Genomic DNA, 17,398 nt, shown 5'->3' with positions numbered 1-17,398 from the left:
TTTTCTCCACAGGTATTTATTTTCGATTATATACTGGAATTTAAAAGTATAAAGGCCTTTTTACAACAAAAGTTAACACTAAATAAGTATAATGAAATTTATATTTACGATTGAAGGGGTATGTATAAATGGAGTCCATTGTAGCCGGAATAGTAGCACATGTTGATGCTGGTAAAACCACGCTTTCTGAAGCAATGCTTTACCATGCGGGTATATTAAGAAAACTTGGTCGAGTTGATAATGGCGATGCTTTTTTAGATACTGACAAATTAGAAAAACAACGTGGTATCACTATTTTTTCTCATCAAGCAATTTTAGAATACAATGATTTAAAGCTGACTTTACTAGATACCCCAGGACATATGGATTTTGCTTCACAAACAGAGCAAGTTCTAAGCGTGCTGGATTATGCAATTCTTGTTATTTCAGCCACTGATGGCATTCAAGGATACACTAGAACTCTTTGGAGATTACTAGAACGGTACAATGTTCCGACTTTTATTTTTGTAAATAAGATGGATGCTGTTGGTGCAAATAAGAAACAAGTCATGGATCAATTACAGGATACATTTTCGACTGGATGTATTAATTTTGAGACTGAAATTCCGGATGAATCGTACGAAGAAATTGCAATGCAAGATGATAATGTACTGGAAGACTTCTTAAATTCTGGAAAGATTGGTGATAATATTGTCCAATCGATGATAAAAAATAGAAAAGTTTTCCCTTGTTATTTTGGTTCTGCCCTAAAATTAGATGGAATTGATAGTTTCTTAAATGGTATTGAACAATGGTCGATTGAAAATGAATATGATACTGATTTTTGTGCACAAGTATTCAAAATTTCGCATGATGAAAATGATGAAAGATTAACATGGGTTCGAGTTACCAGTGGAGTTTTGCCAACGAAATCAGTTGTCTTGAATGATCAAAAAGCCAATCAGCTCCGTGTTTACAATGGAAATAAGTTTGTACTTAGTCAAGAGGTGAAAGCTGGTGATGTTTGTGCTATCACAGGATTGACTGATACTTATCCTGGGCAGGGATTAGGTAATGAAAAAAATGCTAAATTACCTGAGATACAGCCGGTTTTAAATTATGCTTTAGAGCCAATGGACAACGATATTCACAAGTGCCTAACGGCATTAAGGGAATTAGAGGATGAAGATCCACAGCTGCATATTTCTTGGTCGAGTCATTTACAAGAAGCACACGTTCAAATAATGGGAGAAGTTCAACTAGAAATACTACAACAATTAATGTTGGATAGATTCGATCTAAATGTTGAATTTGGTGAAGGTAGTATTTTGTACAAGGAAACCATTACTAGGCCGGTTGAAGGAGTAGGACATTTTGAACCTCTTCGTCATTATGCAGAAGTACATTTGTTGCTGGAGCCTGTGACACGAGGCGGTGGGTTAACTTTTGACTCTCAATGCAGCTTGGAAGTCCTTGGAAAAAATTGGCAACACCAAGTTTTGACTAATCTGGGTGCAAAAGAACAGCTCGGTGTTCTAACCGGTTCACCTCTAACTGATGTCAAAATAAGCCTAATAAGTGGGAAGTCTAGCAATGTTCATTCGGTTGGTGGTGATTTTCGAGAGGCAACTTGGAGAGCGGTTAGACAGGGATTGATGGAATTGAAACAGCAAGATAACTGTCAATTGTTAGAACCTTGGTACAGATTTCGCTTAGAACTGGAGCAAGATCAAGTGGGACGCGCAATGAGTGATATTCAAAGAATGAATGGTAACTTTGATACCCCTGATTCTAGTACGGGAAGAGCCATATTAACTGGGACAGCTCCTGTTTCTAAAATGCGGGATTATGCAAAAGAAGTGAATGCTTATACTCATGGTCAAGGTGCATTCGAGTGTGTGGTAGAAGGTTATCGCCCATGTCATAATTCAGATGAAATTATTAAAGAATTTGACTACAAGCCAGTATCAGACCTAGACAATACGCCAGATTCTGTCTTTTGTGCCCATGGAGCGGGTTACCCAGTACCTTGGGATGAGGTTCCACAAATGGCACATATACCATACACTTATGCACTAAATAATAGTTAAAATTTAATATGAATAATTGAAGACACTACAAATACCGATTGTGGTGTTTTTTTGATATGAAATTGACGTGAAAAAAAAATAGCGTGATAATGAAAATATTAATAATATTTTATATCTAGCGTTAATATGCTGGAGTTGTTTCAACGTGTTAATGTATCGAGGGGGACTTATCTTTATGAATACTAAAAAGGGAAAAAAGTGGTCTTTGTCATGTGTGGCAACAAGTACCGCTGTTCTTTCATTTCTCGTAGTTTCAAATAATGTGTTAGCTGATGATACTGATGCTACACAAAATGTCGATGGAAATAATCCAGTTGCACAAACACAAGCTGTTAGTGGCCAGACTACAGCTAGTTCAACCGCAACACAGGCTGATCCGTCAAAACAACCAGATTATTCTGCAACTTATGTAAAGATGAATAGTCAAAATAATGGTCAAGATACAGAATCACAGAATGATTCACAAAATGTTGAGCCTAGTCGTATCTCGTTCAAATCTGTTCAAGGACAACCTTTGAGCCAGGCAGTTGCTAATGCACCTGAACAGGAGACAAGTAAGAATGGCGTTCAAGCAACTTCAATTAGAGCTGATAATCCCGATGTAAGATATGGTGGAACATTTGCGAATGATATTAAAAATTATAGTTCCAGCAATCACGCTGGATTCAACTTACACCCAGAGGATAACGAATTAGGATATGCTGCATATTTCCATATTTTTGCTAATGAAGCACATTTGAGTACTCACACTAATGGTAATGTAGCAACGGGTTTGTTAGATGGACAGGTAAATTTTGGTACTAATATCAAAGAGGAATTAGTAGATTACGATGTTTCATATATCCAAGAAATCGAAAAGATTGCTGGTAGTTCGTTTGTATCGGGTGGTAATACTAGAACAAATAAGATTGTCTTTGGTAACGGTATTGAAGTAGATGTATCTAATCCAAATCGCCCATTGGTTACGTTTGGAGATACTGATGAGCAAGTCTATATAGATCATTTGACTGCTGCTGAAACGTATCAAGATAAATCGGGAAAAGATCCATATATTGATTTTAGTGATATGTTCAAAAATCATTTGGAACCAAAGTCACAAGAATTGGCTGGATTAGAGGCAAGTGACATTGTAAGTTCAGGGAATAAGGCATTGATTACTAATAGTCAGTTCTCTGATCCAAACAATCGTGTTATTGATTTAACGGATATGAAGCCTAACGCTGATAATCAAATTGTTATATATTTGGCCCCTGATGTTTTGCAGGGTAATACGCCTCTAACTATTAGGGGATTAGCAAGTACGGAAGATGGTCCAACAGTAATAATTAATGTTGATACTCAAGGAGTTACCCCATATACTTCTGGTTCTCAAATCAAAGTTATTTATGATGATGGTAGTGAAAGAAATAATCACGAAACAGAGTACTTTGGTGATAATCATTTGTTGTGGAACTTTTATGATAGTACATCACCAGATAAGTTATTTGATGGTAAATTAGACTTTAATAACACATTCCAAGGTAGTGTTCTTGCACCAAAGGCTGATGTTACAGTTCATCATAACTTGGACGGTAATATTGTTGCTGATAAAGTAACAATCAAAGGTGAATCTCACAGATGGGATTTACAAGATAACACTAATAAAGATGAAGACGAAGAAGAATTTCAAACTATCCAACCTCTTCCTGCACCAGCTGTTCCCGGCATAGATCCCGAGGATCCTGAATATCCCGATGGTGATGGGGATGAAGACGATAACGATTGGGAAGGTGAACCTGATCCTGATCCAGAAGAACCTGGTGAAGATGGGGATTGGACCGATGGTGACCCCGATGACGAGGATAACAATGGTGAAACACCAGATCCAGAAGATCCTGATGACGAGGATAACAACGGTGAAACACCAGACACAGAAGATCCTGATGACGAGGATAATAATGATGAAACACCTGATACGGAAAAGCCTGGAAATGAAGATAACAATGAAGGAACACCAGATCCAGAAACTCCAGTGAAACCTGAGGAACCAGGAGTTAATGTTGATGGGAATGAAAATACTGATGTACCAGAGATTGATACAAATGGTGACGGTATTCCAGATACACCAATTACTAATGGTTCGAATAATTCTTCAACAACGGCTTCAAATAGTACAGGATCAAATGGAAATACATTGCCACAAACTAGTGCCAAGAGTTCTGCTTGGCTAAGTGTCTTGGGATTGGCATTATTGTCATTCTTAGGTATTAAAAAACGTAAAGAAAATTAGTATTTATACGATAGAGTCTGGGACAAAAGCCCTAGAATCTGAATAAGTAAGTGGTGTCAATTGCCGGTCTGTGGCGATTGACACCACTTTTTTTTGGCCCTAGGTCTGGTTGTTTAACGATTTTAGATAATTTTGATAGATTTTCAGCCATTAAAGCTATTCCCATCTCGTTGTTGGTGGCTGTTAGACCACGCACCGAAAAGCGTTTGAATTTCAAGTAAGTCTTCAGGTCAGCGAAGATTGGTTCGATTTCAATCTTGCGTCGAGCATACAAATCATGACCGATTTTACTGGTCAGTTGTTCTTTAGCCTTGTTCTTAAAATATAACCAATTATAATTAACACCTATCTGGCGGCGATTGCCTTTCTTCGTCGTAGCAAGCGCTTCTCGGCTAGGATCCTCAAAGTATTGGACAGTACGATAGATCTTGAACTGTTTCTCATAGCCATAGCGATCATGACGTGTACTGTAATTGTGAAAAGCAAAAGTAATACCATCCAGATCTGTGTATTTGTCATTTACTTCATCATAATGCCAGTTAGCAACTTTACGGCGGTCTTGGTGGTAGGCACGAGTTTGTTCTTTTTCATACATTCCATAAGGAATCAAATAGTGGACTTGGAAATCATCAGTAAGTTTTTGATAATTGGCTTCACTCCCATAACCAGCGTCAGCAACTATCCAGTGAACGGCGTTAGGTGTTTGTTTAAAGATATGGGTTACGAATGGAATCAGGGTTCGAGTATCAGTTGGACGTTGGAATAACTGATAATAAAGTGCAAATTGATTTTGACTGGCGATTTGCAAGTTATAGCCTGGCTTTAGTTGTCCATTCAGCATAGGATCTTCTTTCATACGCATAAAAGTAGCGTCCAAATCAGTCTTTGAAAAACTATTGCGGTCGCCGAAAGTTGCATTATCGAACTCATATTTTTGCTTGCGTGGCAAATAGTCAGTCGTTAGTTGATGGAGCAAGTGTTTTAATTTACGACGGCGGCGTTTGAGAGCTGAACCACCACGTTTAGGCTTTTCCTGTTCAATCTGCTTATTCAAATCATTGATAGTTAACTAATTCATGGTAAAGCCGCGCGGTTTTACCATCGAGTCTAGGTTCAGCCTTTTCAACAGCTTTACGCCAAACGAAACTATATTTATTGGCATCAGCTAAGATTTTGGTTCCATCAATAAATAATGCCGATTTATCAAAGAGACCGAGCATGGTTAGGTAATCACGAAAAGCCTTGAATAATCCCGTGATTAGCAATTTAGTTTTAGGATTACTCCGAAAACGGTTGAGGGTTCGATAGCTTGGGATGGGACAATGATTGCCAATAAACCAACGCATCACAAGGTTTTCATTAGCCATTTGAACGATTTTACGACCTGAAAAAGTACGCCGTAAATAACCAAACAAGAAAAGTTTTAATAGAAACTGTGGCGGATATGATGGGCGTCCAGTTGCCGCTAAATTAGTCTTAATAATGTGAGTTGGAATATCATTAACGATAGCGTTGATGGCCCAAGCAACGTGAGTTGATTGAGGTTGCCAAACTAGATTGAGTTTTAAAGGGGGTTGATTACTGGTATAATTCATTTGCATGGAGCTAACGATCTCTTTTCTTTTTGGGTTCAGCGCCTTAGGAATAGCAGGGATCGTCATCTCTGTGTATACATAAGCCAAAAAAGGTAGTTCTGAGAAATCAAATAATTTCTCAGAACTACCTTTTTTGATGTGAGCTGGAAGTTTTGTCCCAGACTCATTTTTATCAAAATTAACGTAAGAGCCGGGCCACATCGTCCCGCTTAGCCTACGAAGCGCCAATGGGCGGCAGGCGTTTGATTACCTGAGCTGGCACACCACCAACTAAGACGTTGTCCGGCACATCCTTCGTCACAATCGCCCCGGCAGCGACAACCACATTACTCCCAATCGTGACACCGGGCATGACGGCCACCTTACCACCAATCCAGACGTCATCGCCAATGGTTACCGGACTGGCCTGAGCCGTGTAGCTTCGGCGATCGGTCGCCACTAGTGGATGATTAACGGTATAGATATCCACGTTGGGGCCAATCATCACGTTGCGACCGATAGTCACTGGCGCAATGTCCAGAATTGTCAGATTATAGTTGCTCAGAAAGTCCTCGCCCACGTGAATGTTGCAGCCATTGTCGCAATTGAATGTGGCCTGAACCGAGACGCGTTTCCCATGGCTACCCAGGATTTCCTTGATCTTGGCGGTCTGGGCTGCCGGGTCAGTTGCTGGAATGCTGTTGAATTCCTGACAGAGTTCAGCCGCCCGCGCCTTCCGTTCAGCGACCGCCTTATCGAGAAAATGGTAAGGCTCGCCTGCATCCAACTTTTCAATTTCAGATTTTGCCATTAACCTTCACCTCCCCCCTTAGTTTAACACTTAAAACTAAGCCTCAAAATCAAAAGGGTCACCCAGAATGCTCTGGATGACCCCTTAATCTTAGTTTTTAATTATGCGATCCACCCGAGATAAACCGGAATATCGATCTTACCTTGAGGTGAAATGGTCCCCTAGTAAGTTTGCTCCTGAAGATCAAACGTCGCAACTAACTTAAACTTCAAAGTAGCCACTGGCGTGATGGCTTTGCTGGATAACAGCTTACCCGTGGCACTCCGCGTAATCTTGCGAACGGCCTTACCGTTCTCATACTCGTAAGTCATGGTCTGGCTGTTTTGCTTCAGCATGACGACCCGCTGAATCTGATTGTTCGCCGTGGCGATACCAATCTTGATGTGACCACTCTTATCGAGCGTGGCCACCTTAGCCATTTGAACGATTTTACGACCTGAAAAAGTACGCCGTAAATAACCAAACAAGAAAAGTTTTAATAGAAACTGTGGCGGATATAATGGGCGTCCAGTTGCCGCTAAATTAGTCTTAATAATGTTAGCTGGGAGTTTTGTCCCAGACTCTTTTTGTGTACATGTGTTTTTTCGTGACAAGATAACAGGGAATTATATATCATGAAATTAAGTTAAAAAAGTCACAAATGGGAAGTGAAGATTATGAGGAAAAAACTAATTGTGGTTATGACCGGATTATCTTTAGGTCTTCTAATGATAAATCCGGCAATTAATATACCAGTAGCAATGGACGTTATGAAAACGGAGAATGTTAAAGCAGCAATAGATACAAGCAATTATGAAGTTCCGAGTGGTGGAACAGTTCAAGATGATTTTGGAAAGGATGTATCAGATAATTTATTAGGTTATGCTGCATATTTCCACATTTTTGCAAAATCAGCAACTCTCAAAACACATACTAACGGTAATTTAGCAGTTGAAGAACTAGATGGACATGTTGATTTTGGAACAGGTATTCATCAGGGAACGCTCGAAAAAGATATTTTTTATATACAGAATTTAGTGAATATAAATGCTAGTTCTTTTGTATCTAAAAAAGATCCGAGGCACAACAAAGTAGTATTCGGTAAGGACGTGGAGTTAGATACGTCTACTGAAAGTATTAAAGCTGATGGACTTCCGATACCTCACTTGGAGTTAGATGAATTATTTCAAGATATTGGCGATGAAAAGTACATTGACTTTGAAGAAATGTTTGCGTTATTAAACAATCAGTCCATTAATCTATCTAAAAGGACTCCAGATAAGGAATTGACTAATGCGAGTTTTGAAGATTTTAATACCCGTGAAATCTATGTTGATGAATATGACCAAAAGGAAGTGGTTATTAATTTAACCGCTGATGTTCTCAATGGAAATACGTATCTCAGGGTTGTTGGGTTAAGCCCACATAGAGTTGGTCCAACAATAATCGTTAATGTTGATACCAAGGGTGCTGACACATATCATATGAATTCGAAGATTGAAATTAGATATTCGGATGGAACAAATAGGGGAAATCAGGCAACTGAAATCTTTGATGATAATCATATATTGTGGAACTTTTATGACAGCACATCGAGTGATGGATTATACCGCGGAACGATTAAAATGGATAACTCTTTCCAAGGAAGCGTATTAGCTCCTGAAGCAACAGTATGGGTTTGTCATAATTTAGACGGAAATATCGTCGCTAACAGGGTACAAATAAATGGTGGTGAATCCCACAGATGGGACTTGCAAGACAGTGTTTATAACCCAGAAGAAGATAAAGAAATAGAGGAAGAAGAGGACGACGAAGATATAACAATTGATCCGAACCCAATTCCAACGCCAGATCCAGACCCAAATCCAGATCCAAATCCAGATCCGGATCCAGACCCAACACCAGACCCAGATCCAAATCCAGATCCAGACCCAAATCCAGATCCGGAGCCAACACCAGACCCAGATCCAAATCCAGATCCGGAGCCAACACCAGATCCAGATCCAAATCCAGATCCAGATCCAGAACCAACACCAGACCCGAATCCAGATCCTGATACGGAAGTTCCAAAGACAGAATCAGGAAGTGAAAATCCTAATGTTGTGGAAGAACTACCAAATATAATTACTGATACAGATGACAAAAATGTACCAATTGCTTCCAGTGCATCTAATGGTATTAAAACTTTAGCGAACCCTATTATATCTGGCACTCCAGTTGGAGCTTCAAATAATTCAACTGATACAGCTCAGAAACGCACACTACCAGAGATGGCGTCTTCAAGCGGCGGAGTGATAACGTTACTAGGATTATTCTTATTATCATTTATAGTGATTAAGAAGCGTAAAGAAGATTAGAGTGAATCATCGCAACCAAGTATGCTAGAATCACAGAAGTAATGTCAGGTATATGTATTCAAGTATCAATGTATAACAAGCACAATAATTAAAATCCCCCCGTATTTGCAAAATAAATACGAGGGGATTTTTATAATTTGTTATGATCCTTCAACTAAGTCTCGGTTACGATATCCTACATATCCAGTGATGATCATGACCACACTAATAATAGTTATGGTAGCAAAAGTTGCACCATCAAACTTACTTATTGGCATTCTAGGTATCCAACTTTGAATAGCTGTTTTGTTGAACCAATCTGGTAGATCCAAAATACCTCCGAAGTAATTTAACATGAATGCATAAGTTAGGTATACATAAACGATCTTTGATAATTTAGGAATCCATCCAAGAGTGATTCCAGCCAATCCAATGAAGAACAATACAGCAGGGAAAAAGTTAAGTCCAGCTTTAACAAATTCGCTTAGATCCATAACTGACTTGCTATCCATGCTTGATAGAGCTGTTTCACCTAAGCTAAGCGACGAAATCATTATACCAAGCGTTCCCATGATGATTGCCAGACAAATAGTTGTCCAATATAGTTTTGCTCTAGTTACTTTTGTTGAAAAAATCTGACTTAATCTGGCATGGCTTTCTTCAGTAAATAATTTATTTATGATTACGATTGGTAGAATGGTAGCCATTACAACCATTACCATCATGATTGTTGAAGTAAATGATTCTTCGATTGAATGTCCTGACATAGTAAACATTTGCTTCACCAAAGGGCTGCTGTTAAGAAATTCTTGCATATCACCGTATATTGATCCGTATGCAGCTCCCATTATTGCAAAAGCTAGTAGCCAGCTAATGCTGATGCCGCGATTTATTCTTAGAAGGAATCCAGGTACAGATAGCATTGTAATATTAGCATGTGATTTTCCTTGGAATTCTGGAATATAGCCAGACCCCATATCTCGATTTTCTTCGAGTACAAATGCGATTGATCCTAATACTAGTAAGAAAATCACACCATAAATGATAGGTGTCCAGTCGTTATTAGTAAATGGATATGTTAAGTATGTCCATCCCATTGGATTCCACATCGAATAATTTGAGTTGGAAACATCTGTACCAGCACGTATTATGTATAGAATGCCAATTATTCCAATGGAACTGCCAGTTGCTCCAGAAGAGTTTGGCATTAGTTGAGACATTAATATCCCAATGGCCGTACCGATGAATCCAGCGATTACTAGAGAACTGCCAAATAATATAATACCTTCATTAGATAGAGCAGTGACACCAAAGCTTATCATGACAAGACTTGTGAACGTTCCTAAAAGAATATTAATAACAACAGTTTCGAGAACGACCGCAACCGAGTTAGCTTGTCGTCCAACTTTGAATGAACGGACTAATTCAGTTAAACCAAGATCTTCTTCATGTCTAGTATGGCTAACTACGTGAAGAGCAGATATGATCATCGCAAATAATCCACAGAATAATAACATTTCGTTAGAATACATTGCACCGATTGTATAAGCAGTAGCGTTTTTAACTGGTGTGGGTCCGACCATTGATATCATAGCCGGATTTTGCATGGTTTCGTACATACCACGTAGTCCGTTGCCTTTAGCTAATTCCTTGAATGCAGGGATGAAAGCACCAGAGAATAACCCTAGACCGATAATCCAGATGGTTGTTTTTTTCCAATCACGCTTTAAATATTGGAAGAATAGAGTATCCCAATATGCAAATTTTTCACGCATAATGTTTCCCCCCTATCCTTCGTAATGACGCATGAATAGGTCTTCCAAAGTTGGAGGAACTGATTCAAATTTTTTGAGTCCAAATTTTGTAGCCTCAGTTAAAATATCATTGATATTTTCATTGTCTGCTGAAAATGTAATGAGGTTTCCTTTTTGAGAAAAGTCGTGTACACCATTAACGAACCTCATATCAGATGCATTAAGCTCTGAAACCATTGTGATGGTTGATCGTGTTAAATGACGCAACTGATCCAATGTCCCAGATTCAACCACTGTACCCTGACGAATAATTACAACTTTATCGGCGAGTCGCTCGACTTCACTAAGAATATGTGATGATAGCAGGATAGCCTTGCCATCGGCTTTGATTTTGGCGACCTCGTCTTGAAAAACAGCTTCCATCAATGGATCCAATCCAGAAGTGGGTTCGTCAAAAATATATAAATCAGAGTCCACAGATAATGCTGCGATTAGTCCGACCTTTTGACGATTACCTTTGGAATAATTTTTTGATTTTTTCTTTGGATCTAATTCAAACTTCTTGATCAAATAGTCGCGTTTTCTATGGCTACCATTTCCATGAAGCTTCATGAATAGGTCGATGATTTCACCACCTGTGAGATTCCCCCATAGAGCAATATCACCAGGAACATAAGAAATCTTTTGGTGGATCTGATAGCTATTCTTCCAAACATCCTTGCCAAAGACTGTTACATTACCCGCATCGCGCTTGATTATACCAAGAATTGTACGAATTGTTGTAGATTTACCGGCACCATTTGGACCAATGAAACCCACAACCTCGCCAGAATTCACCGTAAAGTTCACATCTCTTAAGGCACGGAATTTACCGAATCTCTTTTGTAACCCTTGAACCTTAACAATTTCCGTCATAATAAAATGACTCCCTTCAAAATATTTATAACGTGCTTTCCGGTTTAAAAATAATGTTCTGATTATCAGACTATAGTTCATAAAATAGCTATATATAAATATTTCTAAACTAAAGTTCATTTATGAGTTCAATAATATATACTTATTATCGCTTAGTCAATAGTTTTCAAGTAAAATTATGAACTAATACTCGTTAATTGATACATAATATATTACAATATAATAAGTAATGAACCATATAACTAGTGATAGTTTTAAAGTGAGGAACAATTATGGACGGATTTGAAAAAAGAACACAAGAAAAGAAGCAACAAGTGTTGGATGCAACTTTTAAACTGTTGAATACAAGTGAAGGTGCTGAAGATGTAACTATGGAAGAAATTGCCAAGTGTTCTAATGTTGGTAAAACTACTATTTTCAAGTATTTTGATAGTAAAGATAATTTGTTTAAAGCAGTATATACAGATTTTTTAAGTAAGCTGGCTAGTAGTGCAGAAAAAATTATAGAACAAAATTTATCGTTTGAAGAAACAATGATTGCTTTGAGTCAAAATAAAATTAATGCCTTGGAAAAAATTGATAAGCAATTTTATAATGACATGATGCACTTTTATACTGAGAAAAAAGATCATGGCTTAACGTTATTGATGAAAACATATCAAGAGAATAGTGTGACGATGTTGCTAGATTTGTTCCATCGAGGTCGAAAAGAAGGCAAAGTTGACTTGAAGTATTCGGATGAATTCTTACTACTGTACTTCCAGGCGTTAGTTCAAGGTATTTCTAGTCCTGACGTGTATGAAAGGATTGTTCCTTATACACAAGAGTGGACCGAGTTATTGATTAAAGGTCTAGCTCCAGCACAAAAAAAATAAACCTCAATTGAGATTTATTTTTTTTTGCTTCCAGTTAATAAATAATTAAGTCCAGGGATCAAACTGATGATCCAAATGATCAAAGTCGAAACGGCTGCTACAGCGATATAGCGAATTAATGTTGCTGCCAGTCCGCCGAATGGTAAGACAGACATAAACCAAGGTTCCATATATAAGATTAATAAGTTGTGAACTAGGTAGATTCCAAATACTAAAGGTGATAGGAATTCAAACGTTTTGATAATTCTATTTGAGTGAATTTTCTCACCCCATTTTTGAAGTAGAATGAATGCTGCAATTGACATAATTGGGATGAATATGGATGTTACGTAGTACCCATTGAATGCATCGAATATTTTGGGGAAAATCTCGGATATATAATTTCCAGCAAATCCGGCGACTAAGGCTACAATCCATAACCAGATATTGTTTAAATCATGAATGTTTATTTTTGTTAATAAGTATCCAAGTATGAAATAACCAGTAAAACCACCTACCAAGTAGAATTGTGCCACTGGATAAATTGTCAGAGCATTGACCCAGTTTTTTGGCATTACACTAGCGATTGATGGTAATAACGAGTTAGTTATTAGCCATATAATCGTTACATACCAGAGCATTTGTCTATTTGCGTTTTCTACAAAAGTTTTAATAATTGGAGAAATAATATAAATTCCAATTAATGGATACATAAACCATAGCGTAGGGGATGTTGGTTGATATAACATCATCTTTATTGATGAAAGGACATTGTGTATGGATAGTGAATGTGCATAGATTCCGACAATGATTGGTGAAATAATAGACCAAAGTATAAAAGGAATCACTACTCTAGGAATTCTTTGTTTCCAAGTGTAGTTGATTGATTTTGTTTTTTTGCTATTGAGTAAAAGTGATCCAGAAATCATAAAGAATAATGGGACACTGATGTGGGCAAAATAGTTAAGAATTTTGGTAATTTGCCATTGAGTACTTCCAATATGGAGTGTCGTATCAATGGCGGAAACATGGATGAAAATTACTAGAAAAATTGCTATTACGCGAATGAAGTCTAGATAAAAGATTCGTTTATTTTTATTCATTATAAAAATCCCTCCGTATACCTAATTAATAATAGATGAATTGCTCACAAAATTGAAGTATTCGTATATGATATAATAGCAAAGTAAAATTATTGATTGGAAGATATTAATTATGCGAGTAGGAGAATCTCCGGGAACAGATTTAGTCAGATATATAATTTGGATTATATTTTCTATAATCACATTGAGTTTAAAAAACATTGCTGCAACTGACAAAGGATTAAATATGATTTTGACTGCAATATTTTTTGCAGTAGGTCTAGTATTCTTATTCTTGATGGCAAGGCGTTATTTGCGGGAGAGACGTTCATTTTCTGACAATCCCAGAGGATTCATGAGTTCATTGACTTCGAACATCGGATTAGTGACGTTGATGATCATTTTAGTATGTGCGTTGAGAATTATGGTCAGCTATTTACAAGTTACGGGCAAATTACCACGTTTTAAAAATGACGATGTTATTAGTTCAGATCAAAAAGTATTTATTTTTAATATAATTGCAAATGTATTTATTATTACAATTCAACAACAGTTGGTTCAAACAGGATTTTTCTTCAATTATTTCTTTAGAAAGAGCACTGCTTCGAATGCAATCATCGGAATTATTTTTAGTGGTATTATTGCTGGTGCTATTAGTTTGCCAGGTTCATTATTACAATTCTTTATGATGATGGCTCTCGGTTGGTGCTATGCATTGACTTACTTGTATACTCAAGACGAAAAGATGTCTATGTTAGTTGCCATTGTAAGTTCCATTGTTGGTACAATTTTAATTTAAACAAAAAATATCCACTGATGAATTATTCATCGGTGGATATTTTTTTAAGTTGAAAACTAATATTTACACATAATTTACATTAAATTTACTGAATATTTACATTAGTTAGCTATTGTTTTTTTAGAAGGTGACTGCCAATGTGGGACTTATCTAAAATATCAATAGTAATGTTTGTATTTCAAATTTTCGAAGCATTATTGATAGTTAATATTTCTCGATCAAGAGCAATGATGACACTTCTGTTCTTGTTAATGCTAGATTCACTATTTGTTGACGATGTATTGATGCCATTACTCGTCATTTTTGTTATGGGAGTTATTTTAACTTATCTTGGCTATACTCGTCGTAGTAAATTACAGTTGATCTTTGGCTTAGCGACTTGTGCTTCGTTAGCAAGTATTTTACTTTACGAAACTTATTTAATTGCTGAAGAGGTATCATAATCTTCAATATTTATATTGTCCAATAATGGAGATGGTGTTTTTTCAATACAGATAGTCAGATTGTGCATTGCACGTGTGCAGATAGTATACAGTGTATCTCGGCTCCTTGAATCAGGATAGTTTTGAGCCGATACATTGTGCCCAATCACAGCGTCGAATTCTAATCCCTTGGCTAGATATATTGGCAGAACAATAATTCCCTTAGGAATGGAACGGAAACCTGCATCGACTAAGGTAATAATAGATTCATCACTGAAATGAGCATATACTTGCTCGGCCTGAGCTTGGTTTCTGGTTAAGATTGCTACAGTCTCGTATTTGTCAGTTAGTTCTTGCGCAGTCTTTTTGAGACCCTTATAGTAGTCAGACTCATCCTCAAAGACTTTGATCGTAGGAACTTCACCTTTTCTAGAGAAAGATTTTATCTCGTCAGCGTTAGGTAGAAGTGACTTTGCAAAATTTGTGATTTCCGCAGTTGAACGATAACTTTGGTTGAGAGTAATGGTTGTAACTTTTTTACCCTTATACAATTCACAGATTGCTGTGATGACATCTTTGTTTCGGTAAGAGCTAGTCAGCACATCTTGAGCTCTGTCTCCGAGCAATGTCATCTTTGCATTAGGAAATGAATGAGAAATATATTTTAATTGTGCCATTGTGTAGTCTTGTATCTCATCGATAAAGATGTGTTGGATATTATGGTTGATTCCATTGTCGGTAATGAAATCGCGTAAGTATAGAATTGCGACCGCATCACTTAATCCTAATTTATGTGACTCTACAGCGTGATCAATAGATTCAATCATGGTCTGCCATACTCTATCTGATACTAAGTTTTGTTTCATATTTGATAGTAAGAAGACATATTCTTTATATGGATCGAAGAAGTAATTATTGATCAGTGCATTATATATAGGAGCATAACGTTCTTTTAGGAATTCTTCTGCGATGATAGAGCGTTGATTAGTCGATTCCTCAATATTATGATCAGTAATTATTTGTTGGAAGTCTTCATCGCCGAGGTTATCAATCTCGGCTTGAACCCAATCTTCGTCACGATCATTGTGGATACGTTTTTTAAGACGCTTAATCAAAATATTTTTAGTTTTTAGGAATCGGTCAGGAATACTAAAGGCTGTATTTTGCTTATCATAAATTTCAGATATTTCTTCTTTAGTAAAGAATGGTTTTCCTTCGAAGATAATATCTTCAAAGTATAAAGTATGTTCTTTATTTTCTTTTTCAGTTAATTCTAAGTTTTCAAGGAAATCAGCACTTTCTTTGAATAATCTTATATCTACTGTGGTTTGTGGAAGATTACGTTCATCTTTTTCATAACGTTCAAATAGTGTTTCTACTTGAATGCCTGTTAAACGCAATGAAACAAATTCATTGAATGTAACTTGGCGCATGTTTCTTTCACCTAAACTCGGTAGAACTTCAGAAATATAATTACTGAAGAGACGATTGGGTGAGAATAAAACGATTTTGTCAGCGTCTAAGGTTGATCTGCTGTGATAAAGCAAATAGGCAACTCGCTGCAAAATGGCAGATGTCTTGCCGCTTCCCGCGACACCTTGAACTAGCAACACGTCAGAATGAGTATCACGAATAATCGTATTTTGTTCATGTTGAATCGTTGCCACAATATTTTTCATATATTCGTCACTATATTCACTTAAGACAGATTGAAGAATTTCATCTCCAACCGTTTCGTTTGTGTCGAACATATTTTTAATTTTGTTGTTGATAATTTGAAATTGACGTTTCTTTTTGAGATCCACTTCAGCTTTTCCGGTGGGAGTAGGGTAGCTTACCTTTCCAAGTACACCATTGTAGTAAATACCCGAAATAGGAGCACGCCAATCGTAAATTAAGAATTCACCATCGTCATCTTGTAAAGTCGAAGTTCCAATATATAGAGTATCTTCTTCACCATCTTCAACGATATCGATTCTGCCAAAGTATGGAGAACCTTGTAAGTTCTCCAGCTTGAGTTTATTTGATTCTAGAATATTTTCATTTTCAACGGCTAAGGCAACCAATTGCTTTTGTTGTTGCACTGAAGCATTGGTTTCCATTTGGTCATCGACTTCAAAGGTGTTAACCTTGGTATTCTCACCATAGTTTCGGTAAATATTGTGAGTTTCTGTATGAGCCTTTTCAAGATTCTCAGTAGCTCGATTGATTTTATCGTCGATTTTTTGAGCAATTTGATCGACTCTAATTTGTTCTTGTTCTTTAGTTTCGTTAACGGTCATAAGTTACCTCTCGTTGACAATTTGGTTGTTTTTAATTATGCTTATAGCAATTGAGTACATTAAAGCATAAGCATTTTTTAGTACTAATTCAAGTAAGTTGAATCAGAGAATGACTTCTAGTCTGAAAAAGTCATCGCCCTTGAATTAGGAAATGGATATGGTTAGCCGCCTTACAGCTAATGAGTGGTAGATATATTTCTACAAAACAGGTGGCACCACGTGAGAGCGTCCTATTATATTATTAATAGGACG

General features: G+C 37.1%; 14 protein-coding genes. 6 read left to right on the top strand and 8 right to left on the bottom strand.

Features of this window, described 5'->3' with window-relative positions; genetic code table 11:
- The first annotated feature begins 128 nt into the window (after nucleotides 1-128).
- Both EKM79_RS04630 and EKM79_RS04625 read left to right on the top strand, forming a co-directional pair.
- Entirely contained in the window at nucleotides 129-2,069 is a 1,941-nt protein-coding gene (locus EKM79_RS04630; RefSeq protein WP_125566363.1) for a GTP-binding protein, read from the top strand.
- A gap of 175 nt (nucleotides 2,070-2,244) precedes the next feature.
- On the top strand, nucleotides 2,245-4,338 hold the full coding sequence (locus EKM79_RS04625) for a collagen-binding domain-containing protein (RefSeq protein ID WP_164506006.1): 2,094 nt from the start codon (nucleotides 2,245-2,247) through the stop codon (nucleotides 4,336-4,338).
- Nucleotides 4,339-4,369: 31 nt separating this feature from the next.
- Here the strand turns inward: EKM79_RS04625 and EKM79_RS04620 are convergent, their stop codons facing one another.
- The 4 genes from EKM79_RS04620 to EKM79_RS12325 all read right to left on the bottom strand — a co-directional run bounded on the left by EKM79_RS04620 (nucleotide 4,370) and on the right by EKM79_RS12325 (nucleotide 7,034).
- On the bottom strand, nucleotides 4,370-5,392 hold the full coding sequence (locus tag EKM79_RS04620; protein WP_125566359.1) for a transposase: 1,023 nt from the start codon (nucleotides 5,390-5,392) through the stop codon (nucleotides 4,370-4,372).
- A 1-nt stretch (nucleotide 5,393) separates the two neighbouring features.
- On the bottom strand, nucleotides 5,394-6,161 hold the full coding sequence (locus tag EKM79_RS04615) for a transposase (RefSeq protein WP_164506005.1): 768 nt from the start codon (nucleotides 6,159-6,161) through the stop codon (nucleotides 5,394-5,396).
- On the bottom strand, nucleotides 6,148-6,723 hold the full coding sequence (locus tag EKM79_RS04610; protein ID WP_125566355.1) for a sugar O-acetyltransferase: 576 nt from the start codon (nucleotides 6,721-6,723) through the stop codon (nucleotides 6,148-6,150). The genes EKM79_RS04615 and EKM79_RS04610 overlap by 14 nt, the downstream gene beginning before the upstream one ends.
- Nucleotides 6,724-6,884: 161 nt before the next feature.
- Nucleotides 6,885-7,034 (bottom strand): hypothetical protein, encoded by a 150-nt coding sequence (locus tag EKM79_RS12325; RefSeq protein WP_211331271.1) that lies wholly within the window; start codon nucleotides 7,032-7,034, stop codon nucleotides 6,885-6,887.
- Between the two features lie 345 nt (nucleotides 7,035-7,379).
- Between EKM79_RS12325 and EKM79_RS04600 the strand changes: the two genes are divergently transcribed.
- On the top strand, nucleotides 7,380-9,059 hold the full coding sequence (locus EKM79_RS04600; RefSeq protein WP_125566352.1) for a collagen-binding domain-containing protein: 1,680 nt from the start codon (nucleotides 7,380-7,382) through the stop codon (nucleotides 9,057-9,059).
- Nucleotides 9,060-9,199: 140 nt separating this feature from the next.
- On the opposite strand, the gene EKM79_RS04595 is transcribed toward EKM79_RS04600, so the two are convergent.
- The gene (locus EKM79_RS04595; protein ID WP_125566350.1) at nucleotides 9,200-10,813 is read right to left on the bottom strand and encodes an ABC transporter permease; all 1,614 of its coding nucleotides are present in this window, start codon (nucleotides 10,811-10,813) and stop codon (nucleotides 9,200-9,202) included.
- Between the two features lie 12 nt (nucleotides 10,814-10,825).
- Nucleotides 10,826-11,707 (bottom strand): ABC transporter ATP-binding protein, encoded by an 882-nt coding sequence (locus EKM79_RS04590; protein ID WP_125566348.1) that lies wholly within the window; start codon nucleotides 11,705-11,707, stop codon nucleotides 10,826-10,828.
- A gap of 272 nt (nucleotides 11,708-11,979) precedes the next feature.
- Between EKM79_RS04590 and EKM79_RS04585 the strand changes: the two genes are divergently transcribed.
- A complete protein-coding gene (locus EKM79_RS04585) occupies nucleotides 11,980-12,582 on the top strand; it encodes a TetR/AcrR family transcriptional regulator (protein ID WP_125566346.1) in 603 nt (200 codons plus the stop codon).
- A gap of 14 nt (nucleotides 12,583-12,596) precedes the next feature.
- Here EKM79_RS04585 and EKM79_RS04580 read toward each other — a convergent pair whose 3' ends face one another.
- The gene (locus EKM79_RS04580; RefSeq protein WP_125566344.1) at nucleotides 12,597-13,664 is read right to left on the bottom strand and encodes an acyltransferase; all 1,068 of its coding nucleotides are present in this window, start codon (nucleotides 13,662-13,664) and stop codon (nucleotides 12,597-12,599) included.
- Nucleotides 13,665-13,776: 112 nt separating this feature from the next.
- Here EKM79_RS04580 and EKM79_RS04575 point away from each other — a divergent pair, with 112 nt between their 5' ends.
- Complete coding sequence (locus EKM79_RS04575) at nucleotides 13,777-14,442, top strand: CPBP family glutamic-type intramembrane protease (RefSeq protein ID WP_125566343.1); 666 nt, start codon at nucleotides 13,777-13,779, stop codon at nucleotides 14,440-14,442.
- 137 nt (nucleotides 14,443-14,579) lie between these two features.
- A complete protein-coding gene (locus EKM79_RS04570) occupies nucleotides 14,580-14,885 on the top strand; it encodes a hypothetical protein (RefSeq protein WP_211331270.1) in 306 nt (101 codons plus the stop codon).
- Here EKM79_RS04570 and helD read toward each other — a convergent pair.
- On the bottom strand, nucleotides 14,858-17,146 hold the full coding sequence (helD, locus tag EKM79_RS04565) for an RNA polymerase recycling motor HelD (RefSeq protein ID WP_125566338.1): 2,289 nt from the start codon (nucleotides 17,144-17,146) through the stop codon (nucleotides 14,858-14,860). The two genes, EKM79_RS04570 and helD, sit on opposite strands and share 28 nt — an antisense overlap.
- Nucleotides 17,147-17,398 lie beyond the last annotated feature (252 nt).

The organism is Companilactobacillus insicii (assembly GCF_003946015.1).
GTDB classification, from domain to species: domain Bacteria; phylum Bacillota; class Bacilli; order Lactobacillales; family Lactobacillaceae; genus Companilactobacillus; species Companilactobacillus insicii.
The sequence above is the reverse complement of the archived record's forward strand: the minus strand, read 5'-3'. Positions and strand labels throughout refer to the sequence as shown.